General features: G+C 72.0%; 11 protein-coding genes and 1 pseudogene. 3 read left to right on the forward strand and 9 right to left on the reverse strand.

The genetic code is table 11. The features are described from left to right. Positions 1 to 244: 244 nt before the first annotated feature. Positions 245 to 605, forward strand: a pseudogene (locus ABT245_RS14800) (IS110 family transposase); the annotation flags it as partial. Between the two features lie 188 nt (positions 606 to 793). Here the strand turns inward: ABT245_RS14800 and ABT245_RS14805 are convergent. Both ABT245_RS14805 and ABT245_RS14810 read right to left on the reverse strand, forming a co-directional pair. Further along, the gene (locus tag ABT245_RS14805; RefSeq protein WP_351733353.1) at positions 794 to 2008 is read right to left on the reverse strand and encodes a glycosyltransferase; all 1215 of its coding nucleotides are present in this window, start codon (positions 2006 to 2008) and stop codon (positions 794 to 796) included. Beyond that, complete coding sequence (locus tag ABT245_RS14810; RefSeq protein WP_351733356.1) at positions 2008 to 2805, reverse strand: MerR family transcriptional regulator; 798 nt, start codon at positions 2803 to 2805, stop codon at positions 2008 to 2010. The genes ABT245_RS14805 and ABT245_RS14810 overlap by 1 nt, the downstream gene beginning before the upstream one ends. Positions 2806 to 3121: 316 nt before the next feature. Here ABT245_RS14810 and ABT245_RS14815 point away from each other — a divergent pair, with 316 nt between their 5' ends. After that, positions 3122 to 3730: an FUSC family protein gene (locus ABT245_RS14815; RefSeq protein ID WP_351733359.1), complete on the forward strand. Its 609-nt coding sequence runs from the start codon at positions 3122 to 3124 to the stop codon at positions 3728 to 3730. A gap of 273 nt (positions 3731 to 4003) precedes the next feature. On the opposite strand, the gene ABT245_RS14820 is transcribed toward ABT245_RS14815, so the two are convergent. Then, positions 4004 to 4330 carry a hypothetical protein gene (locus ABT245_RS14820; RefSeq protein WP_351733362.1) on the reverse strand — a complete coding sequence of 109 codons (327 nt, stop codon included), beginning with the start codon at positions 4328 to 4330 and terminating at the stop codon, positions 4004 to 4006. A gap of 248 nt (positions 4331 to 4578) precedes the next feature. Between ABT245_RS14820 and ABT245_RS14825 the strand changes: the two genes are divergently transcribed. Next, a complete protein-coding gene (locus ABT245_RS14825; RefSeq protein WP_351733365.1) occupies positions 4579 to 5067 on the forward strand; it encodes an inorganic diphosphatase in 489 nt (162 codons plus the stop codon). Between the two features lie 465 nt (positions 5068 to 5532). On the opposite strand, the gene ABT245_RS14830 is transcribed toward ABT245_RS14825, so the two are convergent. The 6 genes from ABT245_RS14830 to ABT245_RS14855 all read right to left on the reverse strand — a co-directional run bounded on the left by ABT245_RS14830 (position 5533) and on the right by ABT245_RS14855 (position 13217). Further along, on the reverse strand, positions 5533 to 6096 hold the full coding sequence (locus tag ABT245_RS14830) for a hypothetical protein (protein ID WP_351733368.1): 564 nt from the start codon (positions 6094 to 6096) through the stop codon (positions 5533 to 5535). 3 nt (positions 6097 to 6099) lie between these two features. Next, positions 6100 to 7809 carry an aa3-type cytochrome oxidase subunit I gene (gene ctaD / locus ABT245_RS14835; protein ID WP_502982124.1) on the reverse strand — a complete coding sequence of 570 codons (1710 nt, stop codon included), beginning with the start codon at positions 7807 to 7809 and terminating at the stop codon, positions 6100 to 6102. 170 nt (positions 7810 to 7979) lie between these two features. After that, entirely contained in the window at positions 7980 to 8969 is a 990-nt protein-coding gene (locus tag ABT245_RS14840; protein ID WP_351733370.1) for an Acg family FMN-binding oxidoreductase, read from the reverse strand. A 121-nt stretch (positions 8970 to 9090) separates the two neighbouring features. Next, a complete protein-coding gene (locus ABT245_RS14845) occupies positions 9091 to 9711 on the reverse strand; it encodes a DoxX family membrane protein (protein WP_351733695.1) in 621 nt (206 codons plus the stop codon). A gap of 349 nt (positions 9712 to 10060) precedes the next feature. Then, complete coding sequence (locus ABT245_RS14850) at positions 10061 to 11413, reverse strand: aldehyde dehydrogenase family protein (RefSeq protein WP_351733373.1); 1353 nt, start codon at positions 11411 to 11413, stop codon at positions 10061 to 10063. 34 nt (positions 11414 to 11447) lie between these two features. Next, a complete protein-coding gene (locus ABT245_RS14855; protein WP_351733375.1) occupies positions 11448 to 13217 on the reverse strand; it encodes an asparagine synthetase B family protein in 1770 nt (589 codons plus the stop codon). Positions 13218 to 13294 lie beyond the last annotated feature (77 nt).

A 13294-nucleotide genomic window follows, 5' to 3' on the forward strand; every position in this document is an offset into this window, starting at 1 on the left:
CATCGCGTCGTATCCGCACTCTAGCTGCTCATGGTTCCGTAGCATGCGCTCAAGATTCCCTGCGTTCTTCCCTGGGACCGGGGATGTCGAAGTTCTGTCGCTTGTGGCTTCGAGTGATTGGCCGCCCGACGCCCCACGACGACTCGGCTGCCATCAGGAAGTGCGGATGACCTTGCCGTAGGGAATCGACAGCGAGGTCGTGTGTCGGGAGGCGGCCGGCACATCCCACCGCGGCGGAGGCACCATGGCCGCGGTCCGGGCCGGCATCGACGCCGGCAAAGCCCACCACCGCTGCCTCGCAATCGACGAGAGCGGTCACCGGCTGCTGTCCCGTGTTGGCGCCGACGACGAGCCGCCGGCCGGGTCAACCGCGCCTCCGCTGGCTACCGAGGCGAAGGCAGGGCGCCGCCAAGGACGCCGCGGTCATCGCTGATCAGGTCCGCATCCGGCGCGACCGCACCCCTTACGAACCGGCGACGAGAGCGTCACCGAACTCAAGATTCTCACCGGCCACCCAGACGCCAGCGGCCCTCCGTCGGCTCGGCACGAAGCGCTTGAAGACCTGGCTCCCTAACCGCAGCGTTCGCACCGCCGATCAGCTTGCCGCGGACATCCATGTGGGCTGCCTTGGCGGGTGGTCCGGCCCTTCGACCGCCGGAACAACGAAACCTGGTGAGCAACAGCGAGGAGTTCCGAAGCCTGTGGAGTACCCGGCGCTCGGCTCGCGCCTGGGTGGCGACCCTGGAGTACTTGCGCGTTACTGCCGCCCAGAGCGCGCTGGAGCGGATCGGCGTCAACCGTTGGTCAGTTGCTGGATGGCTTTGAGGGCCTGGCCTGCTCCGTCCTCGGTCGCCATGTGTCGCGCGCTGCTCGCGGCCGCTTGTGTGTAGGTCTGCTGCCGTACGACTTGGTCGAGTGCGTCGGCGAGCCGTTCGGCGGTGAGGGAGCGGAAGGGGATCGGGTCGGCGGCGGCGCCGAGTGCGGCAAGTCGTCCTGCCCAGAACGGCTGGTCGGCGCTCACCGGAACGGTGACCGCGGGCACTCCGGCGCGCAACGCGGCGGCCGAGGTGCCGGCCCCGGCATGGTGGACCACCGCGGCCAGCCGTGGGAACAGCAGGGCGTGCGGTACGTCCCCGACGGTGAGTACGTCGTCGCCGTCGGCGGCGAGCCCGGCACTGCCGGCCTGGAGGATGCCGCGCAGGCCGGCGCGGCGCAGGGCTCGCACGGCGATCCCGCTCAGCCGCTCCCCGTCGCCGGCCGCCATGCTCCCGAAACCGATGAGAACGGGCCGGGGTCCGGCCTGAAGGAAGTCCTCCAGGTCCGTGGGCAGCCGTTCGGCCGCATCGTGATGGGGCCACCAGTTGCCCACCACGTCCAGGCCGGAACGCCAGTCGGAGGGGCGGGACACCAGTGCCGTACTGAAACCGTGCAGGATGGGCCAGTTCGCCCGTTCCTGTCGGCGGCGCATCGCGGCGGCGGAGCCTCGGGGCAGTTGGAGGCGCCGGCGCAGCTTCGCCACCGCCTGCGCGTAGACGCGGTCGGCCATGCGGAGAGCGAAGCGTCCGGCCAGGAGGTTGGCGGGGCGGCCCAGCGAGCGGGAGCCGGTGACGACGGGCGGGAAGTCGCCGGTCGGTGCGGTGGGTTGGAGGTATACGCCGAGGCTCGGTGTGCCCGTGGCCTCGGCGAGGTGCCAGCCGAGCGGGGCCGTGGTGGTCGACAGCAGGAGCAGATCCGTGTCGTCGGCCATCGCGTCGGCGAACCCCTGGCCCAGTTCGGTGATGAACGCGGCAGCGGCACGCATCAGCTCACGCTTGCCCGTGACGCCGCCGCGCGCCCGCGGGTCGGCGGGGAGGCTGCGGAATTCGAGGCCGGCGCCGCGTACGAGGGGTGTGAAAGTGTCGGTGGTGGCGAGGGCGACCTCGTACCCGGCCCGGCGCAGTTCGGCGCCCAGGCCCGTATAGGGCGCGATGTCGCCGCGCGATCCGGCCGCGGCGATCAGGATCTTCATCAGCTCTCCTCGGATTCGGTACGGCTGCCTGTGTGGCGGGCCGCGTTGGCGTGGACCGCCCTGCACAGATAGGCGGCCAGGCCCGGGCGTTGCTGCGACGGCGGTACCACCAGAGCGAAGGCGCGCGGGTCGGCGACGAAGTCGTCCGCGATACGCCGGTGCATGTCGGGCGGGCAGGAGGTGAACCAGCGTGAGATGTGCAGGCGGTGCTCCTCGGCAAGGTCCATGGCCCGCTCGCCGTCGCTGGGTTCCCCTTCGTCGAAGGCCGCGAGCAGTTCCGCGCGCCAAGCACCGGCCTCGCCCATGAGCTGCCGCCAGTCTTCCTTGGTGTGGGCGGCGGCGCGCGCCATCGACTCGCGCTGTCCCGGCGAGTGCGCCCACTTCGCCTCTGCCTCGGTGGCGTAGCTCAGATCGAAGGTGATCTCACCAAAGACCTCGAAACGTTCCCGGGGAGTCAGGGACACCCCCGTCTGCTGGACCTCGATGGCCCGTTCCGCCACCTCGGCCAACCGCCGCAGCCGGGCGATCTCCTCGCTCAGCTGCCGCTGCCGGGCTCGCAGATACTTCAGGGCGTTCGCCTGCGGATCTTCGAAGATCGCGGCGATCTCATCGAGGGAGAAGCCGAGCTCGCGGTAGAAGAGGATCTGCTGCAGGCGCGCCAGGTCAGCGTCGCTGTAGAGCCGGTAACCTGCGTGGCTGCGCCCGCTGGGCGAGAGCAGGCCCGCCTTGTCGTAGTGATGCAGCGTACGCACCGTCACCCCGGCGAAGGCCGAGACCTGCCCCACGGAGTAGCTCATCCACCTGCCCTTTCGTCGGCATACAGCCTCAAGCCTGACGCAAGGGGAGGGTCAACTGACGTGATGCGACGGGGCGGGTGCCGGGCCGGCCGGGCGGAGCCGCGGAGCCCCTGGGCGTTCCGCACTCCGCCGGCCTCCGGTTCGTCACCGCTGCCACGCACACCAACGGCCGTGTCGGGCGCACGGCGTCGCAGTGGTGGAGTACCGCAAGCTACGTTTCAGCCGCCCAGCCTGACCGCGCGGTGTACGTCGTCGGCGTAGGCATCGGGCTGTTCCCAGGCTGGGTGGCCACCCGGCCGCTGCGACACGCAGGGGTATGCGGGCCGGCACCAGGATGGCGCTGCAGATGGCGGTGGCGCTGGCCGGCGCGTTCGTCGTCGAGCGCACCCTGTGGCCGGGCCACTGGACGTGGACGGTGCTCACGGCGTTTCTCGTGTGCAGCGGCGCGCGCAGCCGCGGAGACGTCCTGGTGAAGGGTGTGTGGCGGACGATCGGCGCCTCGGCGGGCACGGTCGTGGCCGGCGCCGTCGCCGGATCGTTCGGGCCCAGGTCGGATGCCGCGGTCGTGGTGATCTTCTCAGTGCTCGCCGTGGCCGGCTGGCTGCGCGAACTGAGCTACGCGTTCTGGGCGGGCTGCGTGACCGCCGTGCTGTCGCTGCTGTACGACTGGTTCGGGCAGGACTCCGGGGATCTTCTGGGCACCCGGCTCGCGGGGGTCGCGGTCGGGGCCGTCCTGGGCCTCGCCGCCTCCTGGCTGGTGCTGCCGATCCGTACACCGGCCGTGGTGCGGGCCGGACGGCGGCGGCGCTGGCCGGGCTGGGCGAACTACTGGAAGCCGACTGGCACGACGCCCGGGCGATCCGCACGGCACGGGGCCGGTTCGCCCACCGCGTCGATCGACTGGGCATCGCCACAGCGCCGTTGAAGATCCTGGCGGCGTTGCCCGTGCCAAGGACCCGGTCCGCGCGGTGGCGGGCGGACCTCGGCCCGCTGCGCGTCGGGGCGGCGCTGCGCCGGGCCCGTGGCCCACCTCGTCGCCGCCGTGACCGCGGCCCCGGACGCGCTCACCGAGGATCCATGCGTGGCGCGGCGCCACCCGACCCACCTGGCACACTGCGCCAGGAGCGGGGCGCCTGACCAGGCCGATGCCCGTCAGGCGCCCCACTCGGTCCGGCTGCCCCTGTTCCTGCGCCCACCGTTACCGGAGGGCGATGATCACGATGGTTCCGTTGTCGAAGCGGTCGTCGAAGTCGCGGCCGAAGCGGTGGTCGAAGCGGTGGTGGAAGCGGTGGTCGAAGTGGTGGTGGAAGCCTCGGTCAAAACCGTGGCCGAAACCGAAACCGAAGCCGTTGTCGAAGCGATTGTCGAAGCAGTCGCGGTCGAAGCACCGGTCGGTGGTCACACGGGTGTGCACGGTGGGGGTCGCCGCAGCGGCGGTGCCCGTCGCGCCGATCGCGGCGCCGCCGGCCATCAGGACGCCCGCCGTGGACGCCGCGACAAGACGCATCACGTGTTGCGCTCGCATGAGGATACTTCCTTCTTTTCGATCGCAGGTCGCATCAAGGACGCCGCTGCACGAAGACCCGCCGACCAGGCGGCGCACCCCGCGCCGCGGCCTCTGCTTGTGGTACGTGGACGCCGCCCATTTGGATTGGGCCGTACCCCTCCGTGACGAATGGGCACAGAAAGTGGCGATCGGCTCCCGTCGACGGCTGGCCCCGGCTCCGCGGAGGGGCACACTGGAGGTACGGGGAACCACATGAGGAGGACGTCGTGGACTTCGATGTGATCGTGGAGATCCCCCAGGGCTCCCGCAACAAGTACGAGATGGACCACATCGTCCATCGCATCCGGCTGGACCGGATGCTGTTCACCTCCACCCAGTACCCGGCCGACTACGGCTATATCGAAGGCACGCTCGGCCGCGACGGCGACCCGCTGGACGCCCTGGTCCTGACCGGTGATCCGACCTTCCCGGGGTGCGTGATCGAGTGCCGGGCGGTGGGCATGTTCTGCATGAAGGACGAGGCCGGACCGGACGAGAAGGTCCTGTGCGTGCCCGCACACGACCCCCGGTACCGGGACGTCCAGGACATCACCGACGTACCCGAGTTCGACCGGCTGGAGATCACACACTTCTTCGAGGTCTACAAGGACCTTGAGCCGGGCAAGTCGGTCGAGGGCTCGCACTGGGAGGGCCGGGACGCGGCGTACGCGGAGATCGGCATGGCGCGTGAGCGTGCCGCCGAGGGCCCCCGATAGGGCCGCGCCCCCGGGCCGCCCTTGCCGCGCCCGACGAGCGGCCCGATCGTCAGGCCGCGGTCGCCGGACCCGCCGGCCACGAGACCGCGACACGGTGGAACGGGACGGGCGGCGGTTCGGCGGCTCACCGCCGCCGGGTGTCTCTCCCGGCAGAGACACAGGGGGCGGGCGGCGCGATCACGAGACGGAGGGATAGGAGGCCGGCGGTTTCACGGCGGATGCCATGCCGCGTCGCCAGCGCCGGCGCCGTCGCGGCCCATGTCCTGCACGGCTCGGCGGAAGACAACGCGTGGTCGTCGAGCGGTGTCTGCTTCAGCCCGACCGACCAGGACCGGCTCGGGCCTGGGATGGTGCGTTACGAGGACCGGCGGCGGATCCGTGATCACCACAGCCAGAGCCTGCCGGAAGAGGTGAGCCACCGGCCGGTGGGAAGGCCGCACGGCACCCGGCCGGGTGCCGTGTTCCTCATCGGCGGCGGGCGACCGTGCCGGGGCGGCGGCGGTGTGCGCTCCGGGTCATCCGGAGGTACGCGACGGCGGCGGCGAGCGACAGCCCGACCACCGCGGCGGGGAGGAAGGCGACCGGCCACCGGTCCGCTGTGGGCTCGGGCACCACGACCGCCCCGAGGGCCACGACGGCGGCAGCGGGCCCGAGGCCGATGAGCAGGGCGACGACGGTCCGGGCACGCGCGGGACCGGGTCCTTGCTGCGCCCGGCCCAACTCCGCCCAGCCGCGCGCCGATTCACGCGTCTCGCGGCGGCGCTGTACGGCCGCGCGGGCCCGAAGGCCCACCGTGACGACCGCGCCGGCCACCGCCGCGGCACAAGGCGTCCACCACGACCGCGAGACGAGCAGCAGTGCCGCGACGATCCCGCTCGTGGTCCAGCCGCTGACACAGGCCGTCGCGGCACCGCGCCGGGAGACGGGCCGGTCGGCTCCCGCGCGCAGGTCGGCGAGCGCCGGCAGGTACCAGACGGCGCCCGACACGGTCACCGCCGCGAGTCCCAGGGCGAGAACCGCTTGGGGCATGGTCTACCTCGCCTCCTCGAACGCGGCGATCTCGGGGTGGTGCAGGTCGAACGCCGGGGACTCACCGCGGATGCGGGGGAGGCCGGCGAAGTTGTGGCGCGGCGGCGGACAGGAGGTCGCCCACTCCAGCGAACGGCCGTAGCCCCAGGGGTCGTCGACCTCCACGGGCTTGCCGTACTTCGCGGTCTTCCAGACGTTGTAGAAGAAGGGCAGCACCGAGAGGCCGAGCAGGAACGCCCCTACCGTGGACAGGGTGTTGAGGGCGGTGAAGCCGTCGGCTGCCAGGTAGTCGGCGTACCGGCGGGGCATGCCCTCCGCGCCGAGCCAGTGCTGGACCAGGAAGGTCAGGTGGAAGCCCACGGTGAGCGTCCAGAACGTGATCTTCCCGAGGCGTTCGTCGAGCATCTTGCCGGTGAACTTGGGCCACCAGAAGTGGAATCCGGCGAACATCGCGTACACGACCGTGCCGAAGACTGTGTAGTGGAAGTGGGCGACGACGAAGTACGAGTCGGAGAGGTGGAAGTCCATCGGCGGTGACGCCAGGATCACTCCGGTCAGGCCACCGAAGACGAAGGTGATCAGGAAGCCCGTGGTCCACAGCATCGGTGTCTCGAAGGACAGCGAGCCCTTCCACATGGTGCCGATCCAGTTGAAGAACTTCACTCCGGTCGGGACCGCGATCAGGAAGGTCATGAAGGAGAAGAACGGCAGCAGGACACCGCCGGTGACATACATGTGGTGCGCCCACACGGTCACGGACAGTCCGGCGATGGCGATGGTCGCGGCGATCAGACCCATGTAGCCGAACATCGGCTTCCGGGAGAAGACCGGGATGACCTCGGAGACGATGCCGAAGAACGGCAAGGCCAGGATGTACACCTCCGGGTGCCCGAAGAACCAGAACAGGTGCTGCCACAGCAGCGCACCGCCGTTGGCGGCGTCGAAGACGTGGCTGCCGAACTTGCGGTCGCACTCGAGGGCGAACAGCGCCGCGGCCAGCACCGGGAACACGATCAGGATCAGCAGCGCGGTCAGCAGCACGTTCCATGTGAAGATCGACATCCGGAACATCGTCATGCCCGGCGCGCGCATGCACACGATCGTGGTGATGAAGTTGACCGCGCCCAGGATCGAGCCGAAGCCGGACAGCGCCACGCCCATGATCCACAGGTCGGCGCCGAGGCCCGGCGAGTGCACGGCGTCCGACAGCGGGGCGTACAGGAACCAGCCGAAGTCGGCGGCGCCGCCCGGGGTGAGGAAGCCGAAGGCCGCGATCGACGAGCCGAACAGGAACAGCCAGAAGGCCAGCATGTTCAGCCGCGGGAAGGCGACGTCCGGCGCGCCGATCTGCAACGGCATGATCCAGTTGGCGAAACCGGTGAACAGCGGCATCGCGAACATCAGCAGCATGATCGAGCCGTGCATCGTGAACGCCTGGTTGAACTGCTCGTTCGACATGAGCTGCAGACCGGGCCGGGCCAGCTCGGCGCGCATCAGCAGCGCCATCACCCCGCCGACGATGAAGAACACGAACGCGCTGACCAGGTACATCGTCCCGATCTTCTTGTGGTCCGTGGTCGTCAGCCAGTCCGTCCACGACGGCCGTGCGCCCACCGCCCTCTCTACGCCGCCGGACGTCCCCGCGGACGCGGAGATCACCGCCGTCTTGCCCGACCGTTCGGTCTCCACCTGATGTTGCTGCGTCTCGTCCACCGGACGGTGTCCTCCCCTTTTGCCATCGGACGGCGAACCGGGAAGGCCACGGGTGCGGGTGGTCAACCTGGCCTTCCCGGCCGCCGCCTCATGATCGCCGCAGGGCCACCCCGGGCTGATAGGGCCGAACAGCCCCCGATCGGCCGCCGGAGGGGCCCAACGGGCCCTCTTCACACGGCGGCGGGATCGGGCAGCCCGGGGCCTCGCGGTGTGCCGGGGCCGTCCGGTCCGTACCCGAACCGGATCAATATGTGCGGATGGCACCGCTTGTGGTGCGGCGGGGCCGTCGCGGCCCGCAGATCGGGCCATTCCATGGCCTGGTGCAGCAGCGAAGTGCGCAGACCGTGCGCGGTCGCCGTGAGCAGCACGTACTGCAGCGCCTGCCCGGCCCGCAGCCAGTCGTCCCTCCGGTCGTGGGGCGTCCACAGCAGGGCCAGTTGGACATGGCGTTCGAACCACAGGGCGGGCCGGGGGACGAGACGCAGGGGCCCGGTGAAGTCCCGCATCGGTATCCGCCGGCCCGCGTCGCGCGGGCCGAGGGCGGTGAGCGGAATGCCGTAACGGGCACCCGAACCCGGGGCGTTGATCCAGGCGAGGGTCTCGGCCGTGCGTGCCGGGTGGGCGTGGTTGCGTGCCTCGGCCGCGGCGGTCAGGCGCAGCAGCCGCCGCGTACCGGCGATGTCCGGCAGATGCAGACGGGCCGCGGCGGCCTGCGCCGCGGCCGCCATCTCCGCCACGATCGGCTCGGGCACCGGGCGTCCGGTGAACGGCATCCGGCTCGTGTGCCGTCGGGCGATGGCCTCGTGCAGACCACGCTCCAGACGTTCCTCGTCCGTGCCGAGCGGGTCGGTCAGTCGTACGGCGGCCAGCAGGCCGGGCTGCCGCGGGTCCGGCAGCAGCCGCACCTCGGCCCGCCGGCCCAGGTGCACGGCGGCGAGCCGGAGGTTGAAGACGGCCGCGCCCACGGACAGATACTGGGCGCGGTGCGTCGGATCGGTCAGCGGCAGTGTGCGCCCCGGCAACGAGTGGACTTCCAGCACCTGGTTGTCGGGGTCCACACGGAATCGCCAGGGCTGGGTGTTGTGGATCGACGGTGCCGCGACGGCGGCCGCGAGCAGCGGCTCCACGGTGGTTGGGTCCAGCACGGCTCGGGTGCGCATGACGCCTCCTCTTTCTCGGTGATCGGCCACTGCCCCGCGTCGTCCCGCCGGGGGGCGCGCAGGGGTGCGGGGCACCCCCGCCGGAGGGCGGGGGTGCCCCGGTGGGGAGGGCGTGCGGCCCTCACAGCAGCCAGCGGTTACGGCTGACGAAGGGCAGCCGCGCCCAGGCCCTGCCCAGACCGCAGGTGGCGCCGGCGCCCGCGGCGGCGAGGGCGACCAGGGCGACGGCGTAGATCACGTGGTAGTCCGCGAACGGGTTGGTCGACATGCTCGCCGACCCGTCGGACAGGTGCTTGGCGGGCGGCCATTCCGCGATCCACATCAGCGCCATCATGGCGATGCCGGCGACCGCGGCGAGCCGCAGGCCGATGCCCGCGATCAGGGCGAGGCCGATGCCGAGCAGACCCAGCATGAACAGCCAGTCCGCCCAGGCTGCCCCGGCCCAGTCGTGGAAGGTCGACCGCATGGGTCCGGCCGCGACACTGCTGAGGAACCCCTCGGTGGGCGAGCCACCGTCGATCCAGCCCTTGCCGGACGGGGTCGCGTAGCCAAGGCCGAACGTCTTGTCCAGGAACGCCCACAGGAAGACGAACCCGGTCAGGATGCGGAGTCCGGCGAACGCGTACGCGCGGGTGGCGGGCGCGGCGGCGGTCGTCTCGTCGGTGTCGGGAGCCGTTGCCGCCCTGCGTGGGGACGGGAAGCGGAATACCCGGTGCGGGTGGGGTTGGTCGTGCACGGCCATGGTGCTCATCCCTTCCGAAGGGTGTGTCACGCAGGATGCGGTCGACTCTCGTTGCGCCTTCAATCTCCCGCGCGGTCGACACCGTGCTGAAGGGCTGCAGGTCCCGGGCCACGGGCCCGAACGTCCCGTGGCCCGGGACCTGTTGGCTTCACGACCTTCCGCGTGCGCGGCGCCGGCGACGGGGGCTTCGGTCCTGGCCCGTGACCGCCCGGCACCGGCCCGCCGTCAGCGGCAACCCGCTGGGCCCACCCCGCTCGCCTGATGCCGCCGTAAGTTCCGGACACCCCGCTCGACCGATGCCGCCGTGGGTCCAGGTACCCGCTCCGGAGTCAGGCGGGTGGAAATGGGCTCACGTTCCGGAGGTCAGGCGGGCCGTGATCGTCTTGGGGCGCTGGTACTCGGGCAGGGCCAGTGTGCTCAGGTCGGTGCCGTGGCCCGAGGCGCCCCGGCCGCCGTGCGGGAGTTCGGCGGTCTGCACCAGGTGGCAGTTCAGCCAGACCTCCCCCGCGTCGAGGCGGCCGGCGAGATCCAGGCCGGTGTTCAGGTCGCCGGTCCACACGCTCGCCGCGAGCGCCTGCGGCACGGAGCCGGCGAGCGCCACGGCCGCGTCCAGGTCTTCGGCCCACTGCACGGTGAGCAGCGGACCGAAGACCTCCTCCACCACCGCCGGGTCGTCGTCGGGGAGGTCGGCCAGGATCCGGGTGGGCCGCCAGAAGCCGTTCTCCTCGCCGGGCCGCGGGGCGATGTCGGCGGCGATGTTCCGGCCGGCGGCGGACGCCTTGACGATGCCGTCGTAACGGGCCAGCTGGTCGGGGTTGTTGAGCGGTCCGAAGTCCCGTCCGGCGAGCCGGTCACGGGCCGCGGCGGCCAGGTTCTCCACCGTCCGCTCGTAGTTCTCCCGCAGGGTGATGACCCGGGCGGGAGCGGCGCAGCTCTGCCCGGCGTTGTAGGTGCAGGCGCGGGCCAGTTGGGTCCAGGTGTCGTCGGGCGCGTCGGGCAGCACCAACGCGGGGGCGTTGCCGCCGAGTTCGAGACTGACCCGGCGTCCGGCGGCACGCGCCGCCACATCGGCCCCGGCCGTCGCGCTGCCGGTGAACGCGACCATGTCGACGTCGGCCTCGACCAGCAGCCGGCCGGTCCGCCGGTCGCCGGGCAGGGCGGTGAGGACGGCGGGGCCGAGCGCTTCGGCGGCGTGCTCGGCGAGGAGTCGCAGGGTGTCCGGGGTGGTCTCGGCGGGTTTTGCGACCACCGTGTTGCCGGCGGCGAGGGCCGGGGCGCACCGCCAGGCGGCCATCATCAGCGGGTAGTTCCAGGGCACGACGACGCCCACGACCCCGAGGGGTTCGAAGCGCACCCAGCTCTCGTGGCCGTCGACCAGCCGTCCGGCGGCCGGTGCCGACTGGGCGCGGACGGCGGAGGCGTAGAACCGGAAGAGGTCGGCGACGTGTTCCACCTCGCCCGTGGTCTCGCTGTCGGGCTTGCCGGTGCCTGCGGCCTCCCGTGCGACATACGCGTCGGCGTGCCGCTCCACCAGCGCGGCCAGCCGCTCCAGTCGCCGGGACCGCTCCTTGGGGGTCAGGCCGCGCCAGCCGGGCAGGGCGGCGCGGGCGGCCTCGACCGCCGACCGCACCTCGCTCTCGCGCGTGACGGGGACGGTGCCCCGGTCCCGGCCGGTGCGGGGGTCGATGAGATGGGTGTTCACGAGTCGGTCGTCTCCTCGGTCCGTGCGTGGAGGTTCACAGGTCGTACGCCCGCAACCACAGCTCCAGGGTGAGCACCAGCCACAGTTTGCCGCCCTGCCGGGGCAGCAGCGTGCCCTCGCCGCGCAGCCAGGTGCGTACGGTGTCCGGCCGGAACAGCCCCCGTTGTCGCGCGGCCCGGCCGAGCAGCAGGTCGCCGCCCAGCTCGCGCAGCGGCCCGTTCAGCCATTGCTGCACCGGAACCCGCATCCCGCTCTTGGGCCGGTCCACGACGGTGGCGGGCAGCAGGTCACGTACGGCTTCCTTCAGCACCCATTTCTCGGCCGTGCCCCGGAGTTTGAGCGCGGGCGGGGTGGCGAAGGCGTGGTCCACCACGCGCCGGTCGAACAGCGGGGCGCGGCCCTGGAGTTGCTGGGACGCGGTCAGCCGTTCCACCTTGGTGAGGATGTGATGGGCGCCCTTGGTGCGCAGATTGCAGTGGAGCAGTTGGTTGAGGAGGTGGGTCATCCGGTCCGGGCCGGTGAGGTACGGCTCGACGAAGCGCTGCGGGGCCGGCGCCGACTTCAGCGCGGACAGCGCGTCGGCGGTCAGCAGGTCCGGCAGGTCGGTCCAGCACTTGCGGTAGGACCGCAGATAGGCGGTGGCCCGGTCCTCGTACCAGGGCGACTCGTGCGCTCCCGGAGTCCCCGCGTGCATCTCCTGGACCAGCATGGGGAGGTTCTTCGGTCCGCCGAACACCGGGTCGCCGCCCTCGCCGTTGAGCACGGTGCGCAGCCCGTCGCCGGCGACCGCCTCGGCGAGCATCAGGTTCGGCACCGTCAGCGGGTCGCCGACCGGGCTGTCGAGCAGGGCTGCCGTGTCGGCGAGCCGGGCGGCGACCGCCGTGCCGGACACCGTCAGCACCCGGTGCCGGGTGTGGCAGTGGGCGGCGACGAGGCCCGAGTAGCCGAGTTCGTTGGGCAGTTCGTCGCCGAAGCTGATGGAGTAGGTGTGCACGGGGTGGCTGTGCAGCTTCGCGGCGAGCGCGGTGACGAGCGAGCTGTCGACCCCGCCGGACAGCAGGACGCCGACGGCCTCGGCGTCGGGCAGCCGCCGTGCGGTGGCCTCTTCGAGGAGGGCGCGCAGGGTGAGGACATGGTCGTCGGATCCGCCGGCCGGCCCGTCGAGCCGCTCCCGGGGTTCCCAGTGGACCGTCTCGGTCACGGTCCCGTCGGCCGCGAGCCGCAGCACCCGGCCGGGAAGCACTTCGCGCACGCCCGCCAGCAGCGTCTCGTCGCCGGGCAGATAGGCGAAGGTGAGGAAGGAGCGTACGGCGGACAGGTTCATGCGGGTGCCCAGGGCGGGCCAGCGGCGCAGGGCGCGCAGCGAGGTGGCGGCCGCCCAGGCGTCCGCGGCACGGGCGTAGAAGAGGGTGCGGGCGCCGACGTGGTCGCGGATCAGCACGAGGTCGTCGCCGTCGAGGACGGCGAGCGCGAACATGCCCTCGGCCAGCGCGACGCCGCGGGCGCCGAGCCGGGCCCAGCAGCGCAGCAGCAGCTCGCCGTCGGCGGCCTCGGGCGGGGCGGGGGCGCCGTCGGCGGTGAGGGCGGCGAGGAGTTCGGCGCGGTTGTGCAGGGTGACCTCTCCGACGGCTCGCATCCCGTGCGCGTCGAACGGCCCCTGGGCGTGGCCGGGTTCGTTCCGCACGAGCGCGAGTCCCGGCGCGACGGGCGGGGCGCCCATGGCGGCGAGGTGCAGATCGGCCGCGCCGGGCCGGCCGTCGGCGGGCCCGGCTCCCGACGCCAGACAGACGCAGAAGCGCGCCATCGGAGGTCCTTTCCTGTTGCCGCACGCCCGGATACCCCGGGTACGCGCGTCCTTTCGTCGGCTCAGGGGGCGGGCCG

Source organism: Streptomyces sp. NPDC001508, from assembly GCF_040298665.1.
Lineage (GTDB): Bacteria > Actinomycetota > Actinomycetes > Streptomycetales > Streptomycetaceae > Streptomyces.

Excerpts from the sequence above, each read along its gene's own strand:
- ABT245_RS14855 (WP_351733375.1), bottom strand. The coding sequence starts at position 13,217 with ATGGCGCGCTTCTGCGTCTGTCTGGCGTCGGGAGCCGGGCCCGCCGAC.
- ABT245_RS14815 (WP_351733359.1), top strand. The coding sequence starts at position 3,122 with ATGCGGGCCGGCACCAGGATGGCGCTGCAGATGGCGGTGGCGCTGGCC.
- ABT245_RS14805 (WP_351733353.1), bottom strand. The coding sequence starts at position 2,008 with ATGAAGATCCTGATCGCCGCGGCCGGATCGCGCGGCGACATCGCGCCC.
- ABT245_RS14810 (WP_351733356.1), bottom strand. The coding sequence starts at position 2,805 with ATGAGCTACTCCGTGGGGCAGGTCTCGGCCTTCGCCGGGGTGACGGTG.
- ABT245_RS14820 (WP_351733362.1), bottom strand. The coding sequence starts at position 4,330 with ATGCGAGCGCAACACGTGATGCGTCTTGTCGCGGCGTCCACGGCGGGC.
- ABT245_RS14830 (WP_351733368.1), bottom strand. The coding sequence starts at position 6,096 with ATGCCCCAAGCGGTTCTCGCCCTGGGACTCGCGGCGGTGACCGTGTCG.
- ABT245_RS14840 (WP_351733370.1), bottom strand. The coding sequence starts at position 8,969 with ATGCGCACCCGAGCCGTGCTGGACCCAACCACCGTGGAGCCGCTGCTC.
- ABT245_RS14845 (WP_351733695.1), bottom strand. The coding sequence starts at position 9,711 with ATGGCCGTGCACGACCAACCCCACCCGCACCGGGTATTCCGCTTCCCG.